Source organism: Polyangium sp. 6x1 (assembly GCF_029946515.1).
Lineage (GTDB): Bacteria > Myxococcota_A > Polyangia > Polyangiales > Polyangiaceae > Polyangium.
In genome coordinates this window covers 120,552-141,711 of sequence record NZ_JARZHH010000025.1, presented here as the reverse complement: position 1 = coordinate 141,711, position 21,160 = coordinate 120,552, and the positions used below count along the sequence as shown (strand labels likewise).

Annotated in this window: 18 protein-coding genes and 1 pseudogene; 5 read left to right on the top strand and 14 right to left on the bottom strand. The window is 68.7% G+C overall.

Going from position 1 to position 21,160, the window contains the following annotated elements; genetic code table 11:
- The 7 genes and pseudogenes from QHF85_RS23685 to QHF85_RS23655 form a co-directional block, all read right to left on the bottom strand.
- A pseudogene (locus QHF85_RS23685) lies at positions 1-222 on the bottom strand (hypothetical protein); the annotation flags it as partial.
- Between the two features lie 27 nt (positions 223-249).
- On the bottom strand, positions 250-1,695 hold the full coding sequence (locus tag QHF85_RS23680; RefSeq protein WP_281329559.1) for a hypothetical protein: 1,446 nt from the start codon (positions 1,693-1,695) through the stop codon (positions 250-252).
- Positions 1,692-3,980, bottom strand: a complete 2,289-nt coding sequence (locus QHF85_RS23675) for a bifunctional UDP-sugar hydrolase/5'-nucleotidase (RefSeq protein ID WP_281329558.1) — start codon at positions 3,978-3,980, stop codon at positions 1,692-1,694. The genes QHF85_RS23680 and QHF85_RS23675 overlap by 4 nt, the downstream gene beginning before the upstream one ends.
- A 633-nt stretch (positions 3,981-4,613) precedes the next feature.
- Positions 4,614-5,183 (bottom strand): hypothetical protein, encoded by a 570-nt coding sequence (locus QHF85_RS23670; RefSeq protein ID WP_281329557.1) that lies wholly within the window; start codon positions 5,181-5,183, stop codon positions 4,614-4,616.
- A gap of 5 nt (positions 5,184-5,188) precedes the next feature.
- Positions 5,189-5,737: a hypothetical protein gene (locus tag QHF85_RS23665; protein WP_281329556.1), complete on the bottom strand. Its 549-nt coding sequence runs from the start codon at positions 5,735-5,737 to the stop codon at positions 5,189-5,191.
- 17 nt (positions 5,738-5,754) lie between these two features.
- Positions 5,755-6,324 (bottom strand): hypothetical protein, encoded by a 570-nt coding sequence (locus QHF85_RS23660; protein WP_281329555.1) that lies wholly within the window; start codon positions 6,322-6,324, stop codon positions 5,755-5,757.
- A gap of 26 nt (positions 6,325-6,350) precedes the next feature.
- Positions 6,351-6,788, bottom strand: a complete 438-nt coding sequence (locus tag QHF85_RS23655; protein ID WP_281329554.1) for a hypothetical protein — start codon at positions 6,786-6,788, stop codon at positions 6,351-6,353.
- A gap of 62 nt (positions 6,789-6,850) precedes the next feature.
- Between QHF85_RS23655 and QHF85_RS23650 the strand changes: the two genes are divergently transcribed.
- The gene (locus tag QHF85_RS23650) at positions 6,851-8,248 is read left to right on the top strand and encodes an aminopeptidase P family protein (protein ID WP_281329553.1); all 1,398 of its coding nucleotides are present in this window, start codon (positions 6,851-6,853) and stop codon (positions 8,246-8,248) included.
- A 420-nt stretch (positions 8,249-8,668) separates the two neighbouring features.
- On the opposite strand, the gene QHF85_RS23645 is transcribed toward QHF85_RS23650, so the two are convergent.
- The 3 genes from QHF85_RS23645 to QHF85_RS23635 all read right to left on the bottom strand — a co-directional run bounded on the left by QHF85_RS23645 (position 8,669) and on the right by QHF85_RS23635 (position 11,636).
- A complete protein-coding gene (locus tag QHF85_RS23645) occupies positions 8,669-10,129 on the bottom strand; it encodes a VWA domain-containing protein (RefSeq protein WP_281329552.1) in 1,461 nt (486 codons plus the stop codon).
- Positions 10,130-10,239: 110 nt separating this feature from the next.
- Positions 10,240-10,803, bottom strand: a complete 564-nt coding sequence (locus QHF85_RS23640; protein WP_281329551.1) for a hypothetical protein — start codon at positions 10,801-10,803, stop codon at positions 10,240-10,242.
- Between the two features lie 236 nt (positions 10,804-11,039).
- Complete coding sequence (locus QHF85_RS23635) at positions 11,040-11,636, bottom strand: hypothetical protein (RefSeq protein ID WP_281329550.1); 597 nt, start codon at positions 11,634-11,636, stop codon at positions 11,040-11,042.
- 365 nt (positions 11,637-12,001) lie between these two features.
- Here QHF85_RS23635 and QHF85_RS23630 point away from each other — a divergent pair, with 365 nt between their 5' ends.
- Positions 12,002-13,015: an NAD(P)-dependent alcohol dehydrogenase gene (locus QHF85_RS23630; RefSeq protein WP_281329549.1), complete on the top strand. Its 1,014-nt coding sequence runs from the start codon at positions 12,002-12,004 to the stop codon at positions 13,013-13,015.
- 22 nt (positions 13,016-13,037) lie between these two features.
- Here the strand turns inward: QHF85_RS23630 and QHF85_RS23625 are convergent, their stop codons facing one another.
- Both QHF85_RS23625 and QHF85_RS23620 read right to left on the bottom strand, forming a co-directional pair.
- Positions 13,038-13,820, bottom strand: a complete 783-nt coding sequence (locus QHF85_RS23625; RefSeq protein WP_281329548.1) for a GNAT family N-acetyltransferase — start codon at positions 13,818-13,820, stop codon at positions 13,038-13,040.
- A 13-nt stretch (positions 13,821-13,833) separates the two neighbouring features.
- Positions 13,834-14,976 carry a THUMP domain-containing protein gene (locus tag QHF85_RS23620; RefSeq protein ID WP_281329547.1) on the bottom strand — a complete coding sequence of 381 codons (1,143 nt, stop codon included), beginning with the start codon at positions 14,974-14,976 and terminating at the stop codon, positions 13,834-13,836.
- Between the two features lie 103 nt (positions 14,977-15,079).
- Here QHF85_RS23620 and QHF85_RS23615 point away from each other — a divergent pair, with 103 nt between their 5' ends.
- The 3 genes from QHF85_RS23615 to QHF85_RS23605 are packed head-to-tail and all read left to right on the top strand — an operon-like array spanning position 15,080 to position 17,554.
- Complete coding sequence (locus tag QHF85_RS23615) at positions 15,080-15,598, top strand: peptidylprolyl isomerase (RefSeq protein WP_281329546.1); 519 nt, start codon at positions 15,080-15,082, stop codon at positions 15,596-15,598.
- Entirely contained in the window at positions 15,595-16,527 is a 933-nt protein-coding gene (locus QHF85_RS23610; RefSeq protein ID WP_281329545.1) for a hypothetical protein, read from the top strand. Before QHF85_RS23615 ends, QHF85_RS23610 begins: the two co-directional genes overlap by 4 nt.
- 25 nt (positions 16,528-16,552) lie before the next feature.
- A complete protein-coding gene (locus QHF85_RS23605) occupies positions 16,553-17,554 on the top strand; it encodes a dipeptidase (RefSeq protein ID WP_281329544.1) in 1,002 nt (333 codons plus the stop codon).
- A 47-nt stretch (positions 17,555-17,601) separates the two neighbouring features.
- Here the strand turns inward: QHF85_RS23605 and QHF85_RS23600 are convergent, their stop codons facing one another.
- The gene (locus tag QHF85_RS23600) at positions 17,602-18,924 is read right to left on the bottom strand and encodes a DUF1552 domain-containing protein (protein ID WP_281329543.1); all 1,323 of its coding nucleotides are present in this window, start codon (positions 18,922-18,924) and stop codon (positions 17,602-17,604) included.
- On the bottom strand, positions 18,921-20,978 hold the full coding sequence (locus QHF85_RS23595) for a DUF1592 domain-containing protein (RefSeq protein WP_281329542.1): 2,058 nt from the start codon (positions 20,976-20,978) through the stop codon (positions 18,921-18,923). The genes QHF85_RS23600 and QHF85_RS23595 overlap by 4 nt, the downstream gene beginning before the upstream one ends.
- Positions 20,979-21,160 lie beyond the last annotated feature (182 nt).

Sequence of the window (21,160 nt, the reverse complement as noted above, 5' to 3'; positions counted from 1 at the left end):
GGCGGCGGGCGGCGGCGGCGGGGGCGGCGCTTCGGTCGTCGGCGCGGGCGGCGGCGGGGGCGGGGTCCCGGGGTTCGTCTCCGTGGGCTGGGGGGCCGCCCCGGCGGGAGGCGCCGCCGCCGGATCCGTCGGCGGAACCGGCTGCGCAGACGCGCCGGCGGTCGCGAGGAGGAGGGCAGGGATCAGGGCCAGAGACGTGCCAGCGGCCTTGCGGAGTCGCATGCGGGAATGCATGAAATCGAGGGTCCTTCAGTTCGAGCCTTGATCGTTGTCGTCGATGGTCCGGAGGCGTACGCAGGCTTTCGTGGACGGCACGACCGCCTTCACGCACCCCTGCGACTGGCACACGAGATCGTCCGAGCAGCGCGTCTCGACGGTCCAGTTCAAGGAGCCACCCGAGAAATTGCGCAGCGTGCCGGTGACGGCGTCGAGCAGCTCGCCCTTGTGCCCCGTCGGATCGAAGCCAGCCGCGGTGCCGGTCTGGATCTGGATCTGCGTGTTCCCTTTGAAGACCTTGTAATTGCCGCGGGCCGAGTACGACGTCCACTCCGTACACTGCTCATCCGCGGCGCAGGCGTCCGAGCACGCGCCCTCGGCCTGGCTCTCGAAATCGACCTGCCCGTCGCCATTGAGGTCGCAATTCGAGTGATCCTCGTCCGGCTTGTTGTCGACGACCGGCTTCGGGCCGAACTTCGTGGCGACGCGGAAGCCCTCGAGCCGCACGAGGCCGGATTCGAGCTTTTCCATCGCGTCCGAATTCGCGATCGTGGCGTCCTCGAGCACGACCGGCTCGGGCACCTCACACGTGTCCTCGCCCTCGAGCGGATAACTCACGACGTACGAGGGGAACGAGAGCTCCGTGAAGCCGAAGAACTCGACCACGGTGCCCGTCAGGAACGTCACGCGGTCGCAGACGCGCATCCCGGGCGGCGTCGAGAAGTTGAACGCGAAGATGTGGTTGTACCCCGTCGCCTGCTCCGACAGGTCCGTCACGTAAAACCCATCGCTCGCGATGCGCGTCACGACGAGCGGCTTCGGCCGATGCGTGTTGATCTCGATGGCCTCGTACGGGAACGGCGTCGTCGCGCCGAAGCCCTGGATGTCGCTGATCCGCGGGAGCTCGTAATGCACGGGCGGCGAGATGCCGGCCGCGAACGTGCCCGTCTCCTCGTTGTCGTCGTCCGCGAACGCGCAGCCCGGATCGGCGGGGAAATCGATGAGCACGTCCTCATCGTCGTCCTTGCCGTTCGAGCAGGCGGGTTTGTCCGCGAGCGGCACCGGCGTATACCCGAGATCCTCGACCCAGAGCCGCGACGGGCCGTACACGGCCGTCACCGTGGCGACGCCCTTCGCTTTGCCATCGACGACGCGGATGTTCCGACCCGCCGCGCCGTCGCCGGTGACGTCGAGGACGACGCCCGGCTCCACGCTGAGCCGGACCGTGCCGTCGAAATCGACGGGCTCACCGTACGGCGAGCGCGCCTCGATCTCGAACGCCCACGTATCCTTGCGATCCCCGCGGTTCGCGGGCAGCGGCGCGTCCTCCGAGGGGGCGTCCGCGTCGTTCACCTGCGTGATCCGCACGACGAACGTCGAGGCCCCGCTCAGCGGCGCGACCTGATCGCTGCAGGCGGCGAGGGCGAGGAGCGAGGCGAGGGCGAGAGAAGCCCTGGCGGGAGCCGTGAAGAATTTCATTGCCCGACCATCCGGATGCGACCATCGGAGAAGTTTCCGATGTAACGATCCACGCAAGCGAGGTACTTGCAGGTCTCGCCCGCGGTCCTGCAGGGCGCGAGCTCCTGCTCGCATTCGCGCTCGATCGCGGCTGACGGCGCATTCTCACAGACCGTCCGCTGGAACGCCGCGATGTCGTCGCGGCAGGCCCTGAGCACGCACGTCCCGGCCGCGCAGGGGCGCGTCGCGTCGGAGGCGCAAACGTCCCCCTCGACGACGGACTCGGGACACGCGCAGACGAAGTCCTTGTCGAGCTTCTGGCAATCGGCGTCGACCTTGCAATCGATGGGCTCGTCGTGGTCGCACACGCCGTCGTTCGTGCACGTGGCGGGCAGGCCGAGGAGCTTTCCGCACTCGTCGGATTGGCCGTTGCCGTTCACGTCGGCGGGGCAAGGGGGCCGGATGGTGCACGGCTCGCCGGCGCGGATGTAATCGATGAGCGCGTCGCGCTGCTGGATCTGCGTGTCGAACTGCGTCGTGTTGCGCTGCAGGACGCGGAAGCCGCTGCCGCCGGCCGCGAGGTAGTTCGACGTCGCGAGCTCGTAGCTCGCGAGCGGATCGAACGGCTGCCAGCAGACGCCGCCCTCGACGTCGCAGCTCCCGAGGCCCTTGTCGGGGCATTGCGCGTCGCTCGTGCAGGGGACCTTGGGGTTGCGCGCGCCGATGTAGATGTTCGTCGCGATCCCGGGCGGGCTGTCGGGCGTCTTCTGCTGCGTGCAATCGACCACGATGCGGGCGCCCGCGATCTGCACCTGCGAGACGCAGCCGCGGCCGGCGGACCTGCGCGCCACGAAATCGAAGAGGTCCTGCACCTCGACGCCCGAGAGCTGCATCTTCGAGATCGAGTTGTCGAACGGGAAGATGTTGTACATCTGCTCGACGGTCACCGGCCCGGGCACGAGATCGGCGCGGATGCCCGTGGTGTTCGTCAGCGAGAAGTCGGTCTGCACGCCGAGGCGCAGCCACATCGCGGTGGAGATCATGTTGCCGAGCGGAGAATCGCCGCCGCTCGTGGAGAAGCGCCGCGACCCGTCCCGCGCATACCCGACGAGCAGATCGAGGTTCGCCAGCGCGTCGAGGCTCTGCGCATACGGCTCGAGCGTCGCGAGCACGATCGGATCCTCGGGCACGTCCTCCGTCACCGGGAAGAGGCGATAATCCTTCGAGATGACCTCGAAGCCATTCACCGGATCGTAGTCCGACACGCCGTTCGTCTCGGAGGGGAAATCCGCCGGGTCGTTCGACACGACGAGGTCGAGCCGGCCCACGAACTTCGCGAACGCGCCGGAATGGGAGAGGACGACGTCGCGCGGCCGGCAATACCTGCGGACCTTGCCGCCGCCCGCGTTCGGATCGTTCAGCTCGATGTAGTAGCTGTTCTCCGCGGCGTCGAAGTTCGCCGAGCAATCCCGCACGCGCTTCGGCGGCTGCAGCACGATGTGGTTGTGCCCGCCGAGCACGACGTCGATGCCCGTCGTGTTCTGGATCATGCGCTCGTCGACCTCGAGGCCGAGGTGCGTGACGAAGACGACGACGTCGACGAGGGGCCGGACGAGGTCGGTGTAGAACTGCGCGACCTCGACGGTGTTGAGCGGCGTGATCCCGAGCCGGTTCGGCGCGTCGAAGATCGACGTCATGCTCGACAGGTTGCCCATGCCGATGAGGCCGACGCGCAGCCCGTCGAGGTTGAACACGGTGTAGGGCTGCAGGACCGCGCCGAGCGGCGAGGCGCCGGGCAGCGAGGGATCCTCGAGCATGTAATTCGCCGCGAGGACCGGGAAGCTCGCCCAGTTCTGGAGCTGGAGCCCGAGGTTCAGGGCGCCGCGATCGAACTCGTGGTTCGCCACGAGCATCGCGTCGGTGCCCATCGCGCTGAGCGCGCGAATCTCGGCCTCGCCGGAGAAGAAGTTGAAGACGGGCGCGCCCTGGAAGCAGTCGCCGCCGTCCACGTGGAGGACCCGCGAGGCGCGGGCCCGTTCCCGTCCGACGATATGCGAGATCCGCGCGGCGCCGCCGACGTTGGCGATGCTGAGCGCCTCGCCGAGCCCGAGCCCGGCGTCGACCTGGCCGAGCTGCAGGTTGTACGGATAGAGCCGTGAGTGGATGTCGGAGGTATGGATGAGGGTCAGGTGTGTCTGACCCTTGAGGCGTGGGGTGGGCGCGGACGTCTCACAGCCCGAGCCCAGGGCCAAGGTCGCGACCAGGGGTGCGGCCAGGAGGGGAGCCAAGAAGCGTCGGAAGCGCATCGAGCGGGCGTAACCTAGGCAGGATGCCCCGCGTGGCTCAAGGGAAAAACGTGGTAGGTGAACACACCAGAGGAGCCTAGGATCCAGGGTTCGCCCGGACGCCCCCGAAAAACGGGGGGGTTCGAGGGGCCGGAACCAGGCCGCGCCGCCGTGCGTCGTGACGAGGCGTCCAAGTCACGGAATCGTCACCAGGGAGAGCTTGACAAACGGGCGGGTTGGGTCTCCGAGCCTGGATTCGCGATCAGGCAGGGCTCGGGCGCGGTGGGGGGTTCGCTCGGATACGGTCGCCGAGGGCGCGGACGAGCGACTGTGCCCTTCGTGCGAGCGACTGTGCCCTTCGTGCGAGCGACTGTGCCCTTCGTGCGAGCGGCTGTGCCCTTCGCGCGAGCGGCTGTGCCCTTCGCGCGAGCGGCTGTGTCCTTCGCGCGAGCGACTGTGCCCTTCGCGCGAGCGGCTGTGCCCTTCGCGCGAGCGGCTGTGCCCTTCGCGCGAGCGGCTGTGCCCTTCGCGCGAGCGGCTGTGCCCTTCGCGCGAGCGGCTGTGTCCTTCGTGCGAGCGACTGTGCCCTTCGCGGGAGCGGCTGTGTGGGGTGGCAGCGCCGGCACGGGCGGCGGCGGGGGCGCCCTCGCCCCTTCACTCCGGCGCGCAGCGGAGATCGTATTTGATGGGCTCGACGTGGTCGTTGCTGGTCCACGACGGGGAAAAGAGGAACGTGAGGTGCGCGAGGTCCTCGCTCACGCGGATGTCCGAGAGGCCGCCCGACTCGACGCTGCCCGACGTGCCCGCGAAGGAAATGCGGATCGGCCCGAAGCCTGAGCCGTCCACGAGGATGCCGAAGATCTCGTAGGTCTGCTCCGGGACGGGCGAGGAGGTCCCATAATAAAAGGCCGCACAATTCTCGAAGAGGCACTTGGCCTCGTACCGCCCGAGCGCGTCGAACGTGATTTCGACCGGATACTCGTCGTAGGGAACCCAGCCGGGCGGGGTCTTTGCCATCCCCCGCCATTTCGCGGCGAACCCATACCGGAGGAGCCCGAGCGCGTCGTCGGGCGCGGGCTCCGCGAGCGGGTCACGGCCGCACGGCGGCGGCGTGAGATCGGGCGGATCGTCGGGCGACTCGCGGTCGATGACGACCTTGCCGCCGCAGCCGACGCAGAAAAACGCGGCCGCAGCGGCGATGCTGAGGAAGGAGCGCAGGTCCATGGCGGTCAGCAACCTTGCATGCACTTGTCGAACGTGCCGCCCGGCGTCGGACTCGCGATCTCCGTGCATGTCGCATTCACGATGCACGCCGATTCACACGCGTATTGCCCCGTGCACTTGTCCGGGTCCGGCTCCGAGCAGACGAAGTTGCATTCGTCGCAGAGCTTCTTCGCCGCCGCGCTGCACTGGTTGCCGCCGCCGCACTCCGCGAGCGCGTCCTCTTCGATGTCGCAGCCGTCGAAGGCGAACTTCGTCCCGTCCCGGCACTCGGCTTCGCTCTCGACACAGACGAGCCACGCGTCGTACTGGTCCGTGCAGCCCTTGCTCTCGGCCAGCGTCACCGTGCTCTCGATGTCGTTGATGCAATCGTCGCGCTCCGCCTCGGAGCAACCCTCGCACCCGCACTTGAGCTCGCAGATGTCCGAGGCCCCGGGGCTGCAGCCGCCCGCCGACCCAGCGAACGACGCGAGCCCGACGCCGAGGGCGAGCCACGCGCCGAGCCTCGCGAGCGGGGAGGGACGCACGTTCGAGCCCCGCCGATTCTTCGTTTCCATCGGTGTCCTCCTCCCGCTCACGGACCACTACCGCCGGAGCCAGAGCCCCCGTTCGAGCAGGCGACCACGCAATTGACGTACGATGAATTCGGCTGCGGGTCCGAGAGCTCTTCGCAGCTCGCCTTGAGCCCGCAGTACGCCGCGCACTCGTCCCCGCCCGTGCACGTCGGGCCGCCGCCGCCGCTGAGCCCGCACGACTCGCGCTTCAAGCGCTCTTCCTGGCAGGCCGTCTTGATGAACGTCGCCGACCGCGACGAGCAAGCCCGGAGCGCGTCGACCGCCGCTTTGCAGCTCGACACGATGAAGGCGCCATTCTCGCACGTCCCTTCATCCACGTAACAAGTGAGATAACTCGAATACTCGTTCGCGCAGCCGTCGTGCTCCGCGAGGCGCTCGGCGTCTTCGACGTCGTCGGCGCAGTCTTCGGTCTCGCGCTGGCTGCAACCCTGACAATCGCAGCGCGCCTCGCAATACGACGCCGTTTCGCTCTGGCAGCCTCCGCCGAGCGAGCCGAGGCCGACGACGAGCCCCGCGAGCGCCGCCGAGGCGAACCACCGGAACGACCCGGGCTCCCGTGTTTTTCGCACGATGTCCCCTCCGCCTTTGCCTTCGTTCACGGCGCCGTGGGCTTGTTCATGTCCTCGCAGGACATGGGCCAGTAGCCGGTCACCTTGGGCTCGATGCACGCCGTGCACGGGTTCGCGAACGTGCGCGGCGTCGTCGAGGGGCAGGGCGCCTTGATGCAGCGGATGCCGTTATCCATCTCGCCGCAGACGGGCCGCAGATCCCTCGTACACCCCGCCGCCTTGCGCGCCTCCTCCGAGCACGCCTGGAACGCGAGCCGGCCCGCGGGTTTGTCTCCGGGCGGGGGCGCGTCCGTGTCCGCCGTCTTGTCCGGCGGAGGGACAGGGACCTCGGCCGTGGGCACGGGCTCGACGGGGACCGTGGCGACCGTGGTCGTGGGGGCCGCGCCGTCGGTCGGCGGCTGCGTCGAGGCGCACCCGAGGGCAAGGACCGACGCGATAAGAGGGAGGGAAGTCAGGATTTTCATGAGGGCGGCGCGTGTCTAGCCGTTTTCCCTGGCCGCTTCAAGGCGAGGCTATACTCGGATCCATGCTCTCCCCGCGCACCCCCTCCGCCGTCTTCGTCGCCCGCCGCCGCGCGCTCGCCGAGCGCACGAAAGCCCCGGTGCTCCTCGCCGCCGGTCTTCCCCCGGCGCGCCAGTACCGCGCGAACACCTACCCGTTCCGCGCCAAGAGCCACTTTCTCTACCTCGTCGGCGCGCACATCGCCGGCGCAGCCCTGCTCGTCACGCGGGAGCGGCAGATCCTGTTCGTCGAGCCAGAGGCCGACGGAGATGCGCTCTGGCACGGGCCACGCCCGTCCTTCGAGGAGCTTCGCGCGGCGCACGCCGTCGACGAGGTCCGCGCGCTCGCCGACGTGGACGCGGTGCTGCGTGATCTCGGCGCGCCCGTGGCCACGCTCCCGACCGAGGACGCGCCGAGCGCCACATGGCTCTCGCAGCGGCTCGGCCGCGTGATCACGGCCACGGGCGGGGACAAACTCGCCGCGGAGAGCCCCGACGCCGGGCTCGCCGAGGCGATGATCGGGCTGCGCCTGCGGCACGACGAGGCCGCGATCACGCAGCTCCGCGCCGCAGGCGAGGTGAGCGCGCGCGCGCACCTCGCAGGCATGCGCGCGACGCGCCCAGGCGGCACCGAGGCCGAGGTCGCAGGCGTGATGATCGGCTCGCTGCGCCGCGAGGGCTTCGAGGACGCCTACGGCCCGATCGTCACGGTCCACGGCGAGGTCCTGCACAACGAGCACCACCACGGCGCACTCGCCGCAGGCGACCTCCTGCTCGCCGACGTGGGCGGCGAGACGCCCGAGGGCTTCGCCGGCGACATCACCCGCACCTGGCCCGTCTCAGGCACGTTCTCCCCCACGCAACGCGCGATCTACGACGTCGTGCTCGCCGCCCAGCGCGCCGCCGTGAACAAGGTTCGTCCGGGCGTCCCGTACCGCGAGGTGCACGAGACAGCCAAGCGCATCATCGTCGAAGGCCTCTGCCACCTCGGGATCTTCCGCGGCGATCCGAGCGGCCTGCTCGAGCGCGGCGCGGCCGCGATCTTCTTCCCGCACGGGATCGGCCACCTCATCGGGCTCGACGTGCACGACATGGAAGACCTCGGCGATCGCGCCGGCTACGCGCCCGGCCGCGCGCGCTCGAAGTCGTTCGGCGACTGCTACCTCCGGCTCGATCGCGACCTCGAGCCCGGCATGGCCGTGACCATCGAGCCCGGGTTTTACCAGGTCCCGGCGATCCTCCGCGACGCGCGCTACGTCGGCGCCGTCGGCGACGATCTGCGCCGCGACGTGCTCGCGCGATACGCCGACGTGCGCGGCATCCGCATCGAGGACGATGTCCTCTGCACGAACGGCGATCCCGAGGTGCTCACCTCGCTCGTCCCGAAGGACGCGTCGGAGGTGGAAGCCGCGATGCGGTCGTGAGGTTCTCGAGGGCGCCTCGCTGGGGCGTCGCCCCAGGCCCCACCAGGAGCTGTCCGCTCCTGGACCTGGACCAGCGCCCGCGCTGGACTGAGGGTCGATGAACTGCGCTCCGCGCAGTTCATCGAACAGCCGGGTCAAGACGAGCGACGACCCTGCCAGCCAAGACGGCAGCGGGGCTGGTGCAGCCGGCGACGCGGTCCCAACGGCCTGTGGGAAGAACTGCGCGCAGCGCAGTTCTTCCCCCTGAGGTCCAGGGCTGGCCCTGCAAAGAGGGGGCGGACAGCTTGAAAATCTTTCCCCGCATCGACTGCGCTTCGCGCAGTCGATGCCCAGAGGTCCAGGGCTGGCCCTGGTCCGGGTCGAGGGGCGGATAGCCCCCGCGGGGCCCGGGGCAGAGCCCCGGCGCGACGGCCTGCGGCGCTACTCCCGATAGGGGTTCGCTGCTTCCACGTACTTCCGCTGCGCGCGAGCCTTGTCGATCCCCTTCGGCTTTGCGGCGACGTCCATCTTCGCGCCCGAGATCGTGCTCGTCTGCGCCTCCAGATCCTGGGCGAGCGCCTCGCCTTTGGTCCCTCCTCCTGCGCGCCTCGCCCGCTCGGTCACCTCGCGCAGCGACTTCTCCTGCGCTGCGAGCTTTGCCTCTGCTTCCTCGGTGCGACCTTGCTCCAAGAGCTCGTTCACGGCGTCGAGTGTGTCGGCCGTCCGGGTCCGCTCGATGCGCGTCGCGATGATTGGATCGAGCTCCGAGCCTGGCTCCCCGTCTGCGCCGATGCGCACGTCGAGCTTGCCGTTGCACGAGCCTTCGCTGCCCGTCTTTCGATCGTCGAACCGCAGGCGCATGTCGGCGACGGGCGTGATTCCTTCGGCTTCGGCGGGCACGCGTAGCTCGAGCAGCAGCGTCTTCGTGTCGCCTGCGGAGAAATTGCCGAGCGGGACTGTGAGGCGCTGCCCGTTCCGCGTGAACGAACGATCGAAGACGCGCTCCAGTGTGACGCCTTCGGCGAGATCGACGGTCACGGCGGCCGAGACTGCGACGGTCTTGCGCAGCTTGTCGGCCTCGGCGAGGAAGACGCGCTCGAGCGAGGCGGCGTCCTCGATGAAATGGTGGCGCCCGCCCGAGTGCAGCGCGATCGCGCCCATGATCTTCTGGTTGTACGAGGTGCCCACGCCGATCGTGCTCACGCCGATTCCGGCGTCTCGCGCGGACCGGGCGATCGACTCGAAGCCTGGCACGTCGCGCACGCCGGCTGTCGCGTCGCCGTCGCTGAGCACGATCATTCGATCGGCCGCGCCTTCGCTCTTCCGCAGCTCCTCGACGCCGGCCTGGATTCCGCACGAGATGCACGTGTCGCCGCCGAGGGAGATGGTCTGGATCCGGGACCGGATCGCCTGGCGGGTCGACGTGTTGACCGTCGTCATGGGGACGTCGGTCGTGGGGAGCGTGTCGAACGAGATCACGCTGACGCGATCGCCGTCTTCGAGGTGATCGACGGCCGCGTTTGCTGCTGCGAGCGCCCGCGGGAGCCTGTCGCCTTTCATCGAGCCCGAGCGATCGATCACGATCGCGAGGTGGTTCTCGGCGACGCGCCTCCCGTCCTCGGCCCCGTCGGCCTTCACCTCGACCATCACGTACGTCGTCCGCGCCGCGCCTTTTTCGAGCCGCCCGTGCCCGAGCCGCCCCTCCATTCGTAGCGTCGTGCCCGTGCTGAACGTCGCGGCGACGTCCTGGGGCGTCGTCTCCGGCGCGACGTCGCCGCTCTGCGCCTCTGGGGCTGCGCCGAGCGCCGTGGCGCCCGAGGACGTGGGGGCGAGGAAGTACACGGCTGAACCGGACACCAGCATGCCGAGGGCGCTCAGCAGGGCGACGTTTTGGAGCTTCATCGGGGGACCTCGATCGGGCGCTCGGGTGGGGGAGGGGCGCGCGCGGGACCTCTACAGACGTACCACGGCCCGCCAAGATCCAGCGGCCGGGCGGCCGGCGGGCGCTTCCGTCAGCGCCCTTCGTTCGAGGCGCGCAACATGCCGAAGCGCTCTTCCGGCGTGCTCACGGCGTGCAGTTTGCCGTGACGGACATCGAGCACTGCGAATACGTGCCCTGGGCAGATGCGGCCGAGGCGGCCTGCGAGCAGGCTCAGCATCACGCTCGTGCGGCGCGGCGTGAGCGGCTCGCCGCGGAAGTACATCTTGATCACGTGGGGCGTCTCGTCGATCGCGAGCCCGAGCTCCGGGTTCACGTCGACGTTGTGGGCGCCCATGCGATAGCTGGTCCGGGGCGGATCGAACCATTTCATGGTCCCGGTCGAAAGGAAGCGCCGGTAGCCCTCGATGGCGCGCGCGAACACGCGGCGCTTCTTCTCGCTCGTCTCGCGCGTGACCGCTGCGTCGAGCGTCACGGGCAGGAGATCCTCGCGGTGCATCGTCACGATCGCGTCGCGGAGCGGACGATAATAATCGGGGGACGCGTCTCCCTTGCGCTCCTTCAACGGATCCGCGTCGCCGCCCGCACCAGCTTCGAGCACGAAGTCGACGAATCCCGTCAGCGAGATTCTATCCATGATCCCTCCGCCACATCTTCAAGGACAAGCAGCCGCTTGCGTACCGGCACACGCTTCCATACCACGGATCCCCGCGCGCCGACCGGCCATGGCAGACTTCCCCTGACGAAAAATGTCCGTGCGGACCCCTACAGCGGGATCCTTGCGTCCAGGTCAACACGATCCAGCGCGGAAATCGACGCGCTCCGGAAAGTGGAGCGACCACCCCTGCGAAACTCGTTTCGCGTCCGTTTGCGTCAGAGCGCGTCGTAAATGGTCGAGAACGCGGCGGCCTCGCCGCGCAGGAGCACCTCGAGGCGCGGATTCGGCAGTTCCTTCGCGGTGTGGAGCTTTGCGCGCGGCACGTCGAGCATCGTGATCACGTGATTTGGATACAGGCGCGCGAGCCCGCTCGTGAGCAGCGCGAGGGCCACGCCGCTGCGCTTCGAGGCGAGCGGCTCCTGGCGGAAATAGAGCTTGACGAGGTGGGGCTTCTTGTCGATCACGAAGCCGACCTCGGGGTTCAGGTTGATCTCGAGGTCGCCGAGCTTCATTGCGCCGTGCGGGGGCTCGAACCAGCGCTTGTCACCCACGGCCAGGAATTTCCGGTATCCGGCGACGACCTGGGGGTAGATGCGTCTCCTTTTCTCGTCGGTCTGCCCCGCGATGACCGTGTCGAGGACGGATTCGCACTCGCCGCGCCGGTGCATGGCCACGATGCCTTCCCGGATCGAGCGATAAAAATCCGTGCTCAGCTCGTCCTTGCGTTCCTTGTATTCGCGGACGCCGGTCAGCTTGGGTGTCCCGGATCTCAGCACGAAGTCGACGAAGTACGTCAGCGAGACCTTCTCCATGGGGAATCCTCCCGTGCGGCTCCGGGCCGGAATGTCGAGCCCCCCCGAGGTCGACATCACGATTCCACATTTATCACGAACGTGATTCGAATGCTGCCCCTCGATCGGGGTGGATGCGACGAAGAATGTCCCACCTGAACACGAGAAATCCGCGATCGGGTCGCCCGCTTCGGCATCGAAGACGGCCTCTCCGGATCACGCGCGGACGCAATATGTCCCATGGGCTGGAGGCATCGCGGCAATGATGAGCCACAGAATGTCCGATCGCGCCCCCGCGCGCCCCGCGATCGGTCGTTTTCGATCCGAGGGTTGACGCCGCCTTCGGACCGTGGGAACGGGCGGAGGCTGAGGATCAGGAGGTTTTCGTGAAGGCAATCGTCGTTCAGGGCTCGTTCGGGCTCGGCTCCCTGGCCGAGGTCACGCTGCCCGATCCCACCCCCGGGCACGGCCAGGTCGTGATTCGGATGCGCGCCGCGTCGCTCAACTATCGCGACCTCATGATGGTGCGGGGCCAATACAACCCCCGTCAGCCCCTCCCGCTCGTGCCGTTCTCGGACGGCGTCGGCGAGGTGATCGAGGTGGGCCCCTCCGTGACGCGCCTCAAAAAAGGCGACCGCGTCTGCCCCATCTTCGCGCAAGCCTGGCAAGACGGCGAGCTCGACGCCGCGAAGCTCAAGACGACGCTCGGCGGGCCCCTGCCCGGCGTGCTCTCCGAGCTCTTCGTGACGGGCGAGTCGGGGCTCGTGAAGGTGCCCGCCCACCTCTCCGACGAGGAAGCCGCGACGCTCCCCTGCGCGGCCGTGACGGCGTACAATGCGCTCCTTTTCTCCGGCAGGGTTTCTCCGGGCGATACGGTGCTCGTGCAAGGCACGGGCGGCGTGTCGATCTTCGCGCTGCAATTCGCTCGCCTCGCAGGCGCGCGCGTGATCGTGACGTCGAGCAGCGACGCGAAGCTCGAGCGCGCCAAAGCGCTCGGCGCGTGGGCCACGATCAACTACAAGACCACGCCCGACTGGGACAAGAAGGCCCTCGAGCTCACGGGCGGCGCGGGCGTCGACCACGTGGTCGAGGTCGGCGGCGCAGGCACGCTCGCGCGCGCGATGCGCGCCACGCGTATCGCGGGCACGGTGAGCGTGATCGGCGTGCTCTCGGGCGGCGCGCAGGAGATGAGCGTGCTGCCGATCCTGATGAAGCACCTCAGGCTCCAGGGCATCATGGTCGGCTCACGCGCGATGTTCGAGGCGATGAACCGCGCGATCGAGGCGGGCGCGCTCCGGCCGGTGATCGACGACAAGACGTTCTCCTTCGGCGAGGCGCGCGAGGCGCTCACCTACATGGAGACCGGCGGGCATTTCGGAAAGATCGTGCTGCGATTCTGAGGCGGCGCCGGCGGCGCGTGCGTCACGCTCGTTCGAGGTGCACGCGCGTGCAAACGACCCGGAAGCCCACCCGTTGCACGTTTCGCTCGGTGGGCTCGCCGGGCATCGATCCGATCGTCGCCACCGTCGCGCCCCGCGCCCGCGCCTCCGCGAGCCGCGCGCGGATGAGCGCCTGCTGAATGCCGCGCCGCCGCCACGCCGGAAGGACGCTCGTCCCGAAGAGCGACGCGACCTCGCCCCGCACCTCCGCGCCCCCCGCGCCCACCGCCTCGCTGCCGGCCCAGGCCATCACGTTGATCGCGCGCGGGTTCTGCGCCATGCGCAGGCTCACCTCGCGATCGGCATCCGACAGGGGCTCGCCCTCGGGCCGGAATCCGCTGCTGGACACCTCGACGAACTGCTCCTCCTCGCCCGGCGCGACCTTTCGCACCACGATGCCCTCGGGCAGCGCCGCGCCGGCCAGCGGATCCTCGTCCGCGGAGAGCTCCCGCGCGAGTAGGTTCTCGAAGCGCGTCAGCACGAACCGCCGCGCGGCGAGCAGGGGGAGCAGCCCCGGGTCCGCGTACGGCGAGAGCTCCATCCGGATCGGCACGCCGCGTCCCTCGTAAAACGCCTCGATCCGATCGAGCTCCTCGGCCGTGACGGGCCCTTCGAGGCCGATTCCGACGACCACGTTGCACCAGGAGCCGACCCCCGCGAAGCAGGCGATCCCGCCGGCGACGCGGATGGATTCGGGCGCGATGGAGGCGAAGCCTTGCACCTGGCGGGCTTCTTCGAGTCGAGAGATGTCCCCGGCGGTTCTCATGGGTGTTTTCCTATCACCGTATCGAATAGGAAAACAACCGGCACTCGATCGGCCCATTCCAGACGGTGATCTCCTTGTCCGGCCGGATCCGCATCGCCCGCGAGATCTCCGGTGTCCCCGCGAGCAGAACGACGGTATGCCCCGACAACCGCCGAAATGCATCCGCCATCCCCCGGTAGAGCTCTTCTCCCCCGGTCAAACGCTCTCCGTACGGCGGGTTCGTCACGATGAACCCCGGCGGCTCCAGCGGCTCCACGTCCCGCACGTCTGCGCGCGAGAAATGCATCCGCACGCCCGCGGCTTTCGCGTTTTGCTTCGCCGTCTCGATCGCCTGCGGCGACACGTCGCTCCCCGCGATGAACGGCCCCTCGCTCTTCACCTGCGCCCGCGCGGCCTCGCGCATCTCGGCGATTCGCTTCTTCCGCGTCTCGTCGTGGCTCGGCCACCGCTCGAAGCCGTGCCGCGGCCTGAGGAGCCCCGGCGCCACGTCGCGCGCCCAGAGCGCCGCTTCGATCGGGATCGTCCCCGAGCCGCACATCGGATCCACGAGCGGGCTTTGCCGATCCCAGCCGGAGAGACGCAGGATCGCCGCGGCCAGCGTCTCCTTGAGCGGCGCCTCCTCGATGCGCGTGCGGTAGCCGCGCCGGTGCAGCGATTCGCCCGCGAGATCCACGTACAGGCTCGCCCGATCCCGCACCACGTGCACGAACACCGAGAGATCCGGGTCGTCGAGATCCACGCTCGATCGCGCGCCGAGCTGCTTGCGCTCCTGATCGACGATCGCGTCCTTCGTCTTCTGCGCGATGAACTGCGTGTGCGTCAGGCGGCTGTCCTTGCACGCCGCGCGCACCGCGAGCGTGCGCTTGGGGTCGACGTATGGGCTGAAATCCACGCGCGAAACGCCCTCGTAGAGCGCCTCTCCCGACGCAGCCTCGAACTCGGCGAGCTGCGCGAGCACGCGCACCGCGATGCGCAGCGTGAGGCACGCGCGCATGCCCTCCTCGATCGGGCCCTCGAAGTGCACGCCGCCTCGATCCGCGCGCACCTCGCGGAAGCGCCCCTCGCGCAGCTCGTCGCGCAGCGCGCCTTCCGTCCCCTTCGCGGCCGTCGCGAAGAAACGCATCACCTCGCCCCGGTTCTTCCGCTCGGTTCGCATGTCGTCGGTCCGGGGCGTACGCTCGAGAAGCCCTTCGCGCAAGAGGATGTTTGTTCCCGAGCCCCTTGCCGACCTCGCCCCGGAGGGCCTACGCTCCGCGCTCATGGCAAACCCGACTGCACTCCTCGAGACCTCTCTCGGCAACATCAAGGTCGAGCTCTTCGTCGACAAGATGCCGATCACGGCCAATAACTTCATCAAGCTCGCGAAGAGCGGCTTTTACGACGGCCTGCATTTCCACCGCGTCATCAACAAGTTCATGCTCCAGTTCGGCTGTCCGCACAGCCGCGACCCGAAGAGCCCGCGCGCGGGCACGGGCGACGGGCCCGACGGGACGATCAAGGACGAGCATCCGGCCGACGCGAAGCTCTCGAACGAGCCCGGCACGCTCTCCATGGCGAACACCGGCGAGCGCAACAGCGGCTCGTGCCAGTTCTTCATCAACACCGTGCACAACCATTACCTCGACTGGTTCACGCCCGGCGAATCGAAGCACCCCGTCTTCGGCCGCGTCATCGAGGGCATGGACGTCGTGCACCAGATCGAGAAGACCCCCACCGATCGCAACGATCGACCCGTCAACCCCGTCCGCATGAACCGCGTCGTCGTCGAAGGCGCGTGATGCACGTGTCGGTGCGCCCGTTCGCCCTCCTCGCGGCGTCGATCGCCCTGGCCTCGGCTTGCGGCGGAAATCGCCCGGCCGTGGCCCCTGCCGTCGATCTCGCCGCGGGGCCGCGCGCTACGCCTCCGGAGGCGGAGCGCGACGGCGACGTGCTCGTCTGGGGCAAGCAGGGCGACGGGCGACCGATGACGTATCGCGTGGCGGACGACGGGCATGTGCTCGGCGAAGAGCCGGGGATCGTGATTGCGACGAGCCGCGGCGAGCTCGTCTGGCGCGAGCGCGAGGCCGAGATCAAGCTCACCGGCTGCGGCGAGGGCGGGCCTTTGGAGAGCCTCGGGCCGGGGACCGTGACGCATGCCTGGCTCGGGCCGCGCGACGATCAGGCGCGGCAGGTGGTCGTGGATCCTGGCGAGGACGGCGACGGCGCCGGCGAGCTCTCGCATCGCGTCGAGCTGCTCGGCAGCGTCGGGCCGTACCTCTTCGTGCGCGAAGACGTGTTCATTTTCGCGTGCGGCGCGCACGGGAACACCGCGGCGAGCTTCAAGCTGTGGGACGCGGAGGCGGGCAAGGAGATCGATCTCATGCACCACCTGCCGAACAAGGACGCGCTCGCGCGCAGCGCCGAGTCCCTGCTCGACGAGGGCGACAGGGATCCGGAGGAGGCGCGGCAACAAGAAGATGTGCCCGAGCTCGTGCAGATCCTCCCCGTCCATGGCGAGCGCGGTGGGCTCCGCATCGACGCGCAGTTTGCGCGTGCCGATTGTTATGTGTGCAGCGACGGCCTCTGGAGCGGGTACACGCGGAGCGCCATCGTGCCGAGCGAATGGATGCCCGAGCGATTCGCGCCTTGGTCGACCCCGCCCGTCGCCGTCGTGAAGTTCTTGCAGTCGCACCCCGGCTTCGCGCTTGGGGGTTGGTCCCGGTCGTAGCGTTTTCTGCTATCCTCGGCGCGCCATGCACGGCTCCCCCGAAGCGCGCGCGCTCCACGACCTTTATCCCGCGATTGATTTGCACGCCGACAGCCTGATGTGGTCGCGCTGGGTGGGCTACGACCTGCACGCCCGGCACGATCCGCCGCTGCCGCGCGCCGCGCTCGGCGGGCACGTCGACGTGCCGCGCATGAAAGAGGGCGGGATGGGGGCGCAGTTCTTCGGGCTCGTCTCGCTGCCGATCGGCCAGCGGCATGGGCTCGCGCGGGTCGTCGACGAGCAGATCGACGCGCTCGAAGGGCAGATCTCGCGCGCGCCGCACCGCCTCGCCAAGGTGCGCACGGCGGCCGAGATCGAGGCGGCGCGGGCGCGCGGGCAGGTGGGCGCGCTGCTCGGCATCGAGGGCGGGCACGCGCTCGAGGGTTCGCTCGACAAACTCGCGCATTTTGCGCGACGTGGGGTGCGTTATCTCGGCCTCTGCCATTTCAGCCGGAACGAGCTCTGTTATCCGGCGTATGGCCGCGGGCGCAAGGACGACGCCGGGCTCACGGCGTTCGGCCGCGAGGTCGTCGCGGCTTGCGAGGCGCTCGGCGTCGTCGTGGACCTCGCGCACATCAATCGCGCGGGGTTCCTCGAAGCGTGCGAGATGGCCAAGCGCCCTCCGATCGTCAGCCACACCGGCGTCATCGGCGCGTTCGAGCACTGGCGCAACGTGGACGACGACCAGCTCCGCGCCATTGCGGGCAAGGGCGGCGTCGTGGGCGTCATCTTTTGCCCGCAATTCCTCGGCGGCGACGGGCTCGCGCCCGTCGTGAAGCACATGAAGCACATCATCGACGTCTGCGGCGAGGATACGCCCGCGCTCGGGTCGGACTGGGACGGGTTCATCGTGCCGACCCGTGATCTTTGCGACGCCGCGCGATTGCCGCTGCTCACGGACGCGCTGCTCGAAGCGGGGATGCGGCCGGAGACGATCGGGAAGATCCTCCGGGGCAATGCGATGCGCGTTCTTGCGGAAGTGCCCTGAGAAGGGAATGCGCGGGCGACGAGGGATCGCCGCCCGCGCCGCGTGCATCAGAGGTTCGGCAGCGGGCCCGTGCCGTTGTCGCCGAACGTCGTCGCCGGGACGCCCGCGCCCTGCAGCATCGAAAGGAACAGGTTCGCGAGCGGCGTCTCGTCCGGGTACACCACGTGCCTGCCGGGCTTGAATGCCCCGCCGAGGCCGCCGCCGACGAGGACCGGCAGGTTCGTGTGCCTGTGCGCGTTGCCGTCCTCGATCTCGCTCGAGAAGAACACGGCCGAGGTGTCGAGCGCGCTCAGGCCATTGCCCTCGTCGATCGCCTGGAGCTTGCCGAGCAGGTAGGCGAATTGCTCCACCTCCCAGCGGTCGATCGTCGTGAGCTTCGCGTAGTTCGTATCGAGGTTCTGGTGGTGCGAGATCTCGTGATGGCCCTCGTTCACGAGCAGGAACGGATAACTCCGGCCGCTGCCCGCGTTGCCCAGCATGAAGCTCACGACCCGCGTCGCGTCGCATTGGACCGCGAGCGCGATGAGGTCGAGCATCATGAGCACGTGCTCGGGGTAGGGCAGGTCGCCCGGCGGGCGGTTCATCGGCGTGCATTGCGGGCCCTCGCCCGTCTTCTGGATCTTCTTTTCGAGCTCGTTGACGCCCGTCATGTACTCGTCGAGCTTGCGCCGATCCGTCGTGCCGAGCTTGCCGTTCAGCGAGTTTGCCTCTTCGAGCACGTAATCGAGGACGCTCGTGCGGTAGATCTTCTGCCGCGCCTGCTCCTCGGCCGTGGCCTTGGGGTCGAAGCCGCCGAAGAGGATGTCCCAGACGACCTGCGGGTTCACGGCTTTCGGGAGCGGCTGCGTCTCCGAGGCCCAGGAGATGTTTCGCGCGTAGGCGCAGCTATACCCCGAGTCGCAATCACCCGCGCTCGATCCGCCGTCGATGCCGAGCTGGAGCGAGGGGATCCGCGTGAACTGGCCGAGGTGCGCCGCGGCGACCTGGTCCATCGAAATGCCATTCTTGATGTTCGCGCCCTCGGTCTTCACGACGTGGCGGCACGTCAAGAAGCCGGCCGTGCCCGCGGCGTGATCGCCGGGACCGTCGGGCCGCGCGGGCGTGTTCGCCAGGCCCGAGAGGACGAGGACTTTGTCCCGGATCGGGGCGAGCGGCTCGAGGATCGTGGGCAGCTCGTATTGCTCCCCCTCGGTCGTCGGCGTCCAGGCGGGCATGTGGATGCCGTTTGGCACGTAAAACGCGAGGATGCGTCGGAGGTCGTTCGGCTCGGCTTTCGCGTTTTTCGGGGAGAACATCTCCAGGGCCGGCAGGGCGAGGAGCGCGCCCGCTCCGCCGAGGAACGCGCGTCGCGACAGCTTGAAACGTTTCACTTTGCACCTCCCGGCGTCTCTCCGCGCCGCATCCGGAACGGCTCGCTCGTCGCGACGAGCTTGATCAGATCGACGAACCTCTGCCCGCGATCGTTCAGCGCCTTCGTCAGGTGTTCGAGGTCGTCCGCGTCGGCCGGCTCGTGGCCGCGGCCGAGCGCGTACGTGAGCATCTTCTCGGAGACGCAATGCATGAAGCGCGGGTCCTCCGCGAGGATGCCGCTGAGCTGCGTGAGGCCCGTGAACGTCTTGCCGCCCGGCAGCTCGCCGCTCGCATCGACGGGGAAGCCGAGGTCCTCCGTGCGGAACGAGCCGATGCCGTCGAAGTTCTCGAAGCCGAAGCCGAGGTTGTCCATTTCCACGTGGCAGCCGGCGCAGATCGGGTTCGCGCGGTGGATTTCGAGCCGCTGCCGGATCGAGCCCGTGGGCACCTCCTCGGTGACGAGCCCCTCGACGCCCGGCGGCGGCGCGTCGGGCTCGGTGCAGAGCATTTGCGTCATCACCCATTTGCCACGCTTCACCGGCGACGTGCGCGTCGGGTAAGACGTGACCGTGAGGATGCTGCCCTGCGCGAGCAGGCCCTTCCGGTTTGGATCCTCGATCGTGACCTTGACGAAGCCGTCCGGCCCGGGCGAGGGCATGCCGTAATGCGTCGCGAGCCGCTCGTCGATGTACGTGAAATCGGCCGTGAGCATCCCGGGGATCGGGAGATCGTTCTTCAGGAACTCGCGAAAGAAGAGGCGCGTCTCCTCTCGCATCGACTCGCGCAGCGCGTCGTCCCAGGTCGGGAACGCGTAATAGTCGGGCTGGTGATCGTCGAGGGCCCGGGTGAAGAGCCATTGCCCGGCGAAGTTGTCGATGAGCGCATCGGCCTTCGGATCGGCGAGCATGCGCTCGACCTGCGCCTCGATCTCGGCCGGATCCTGCAATTTGCCCTCGCGCGCGGCCGCGAAGAGCGCCTCGTCCGGCATGCTGCTCCAGAGGAAATACGAGAGCCGCGACGCGAGCTCGAAATCGTCGAGCGGGTGCGCCGGCGCATCGGCGTTCGGGTTCGGATCGAGCTCCGGCCGGAACAGGAAATGCGGCGACGTGAGGATGGCGCGGAGCGCGATTTCGAGGCCGATGTCGACGGTTTGTCCTTGCTGCTCGGCGAGCGCGACCACGCCCGCGAGCCTGTCGAGCTCGGCCTCCGTGACGGGCCTGCGGAACGCACGTTCGGCGAATTTTTGAAGGATCTCCCGGACGCACGCGGCGCCGCCCGTCGGATCGCAGACGACGATTCGCTCCCGAATCGGGTTTTCCCCGACGACCCCGAGCGGGCCCTCGATCTCCATCCAGTCGACGTGGAGGTTTCTGTCGGCGCTCGCGGCCTCGTCGTAATAATCGTTCGTGAATTCGACGGACACGACCTGCGTGCCCGCGTTCGCGTCGGCCTCGGCCTCGACGACCACGGGATTCGCGCTCGTCTCGCTGACGTCGAAGGTGCCGGCGATGGTGCCGCCGACGAGCAAATTCACGTTCACGGGATCCGGGCCCGCCTGATCCCCCCAGACGCGCGCGGCGATGCGATACTTTCCCGACGAGGGGAATTCATGCGTGAGTGGCAGCTCGCCGCCGCTCCACAGGTTCCAGTCCTCGCCCCCGGCAGCGCCGACCTGGCCCGTGAGCGTCTCCGCTTCTACGCGCAGCGTCGTGGAGTGCGACGGGAGGTTCATCGCCTCGCGGGCGAGGTCCTCGGCTGCGCGGGCATAAAGTTCGGCCTGGAGCGGCGAGATCGATAACACGTCGGCGATGTTGTCGAAGCCGTAGCCGCGATCGTCGGCGGGAAAATCCTCCGCGGGCCGAAGCGCGGTCCCGAGCAGGTCGCGGACGGTATTGTCGTACTCGGCCCGGTTGAGCCGGTGCATGGTGACGCGCCCGGGGTCCGTCGCGGGGGGCGCATCGTCGCCGGAGCACCCGATCGCGGCCGGAGCGAGCACCGCGGCGAGGACGAGCGGGGGAAGGGACCCGCCGCGCCTCCTCGGGCGCGGCCTTTGGGAAGTTATGGAACGAGGCATCGTTTTCCTCCTCGGTCGGCGAGGGTACACCGATGCCCCGGACGGGGCGTGGAGGAAATGGCGCAGTGGGAGCGAAATGGCCCTCGAATTCGTGAAATGTTTCGTCGAGGGCCGACGTGATGCCCTGCGGGTGGGCATCATTGGGGATGATGGATACAGGCTACGTCGAGGTGATTTTTATC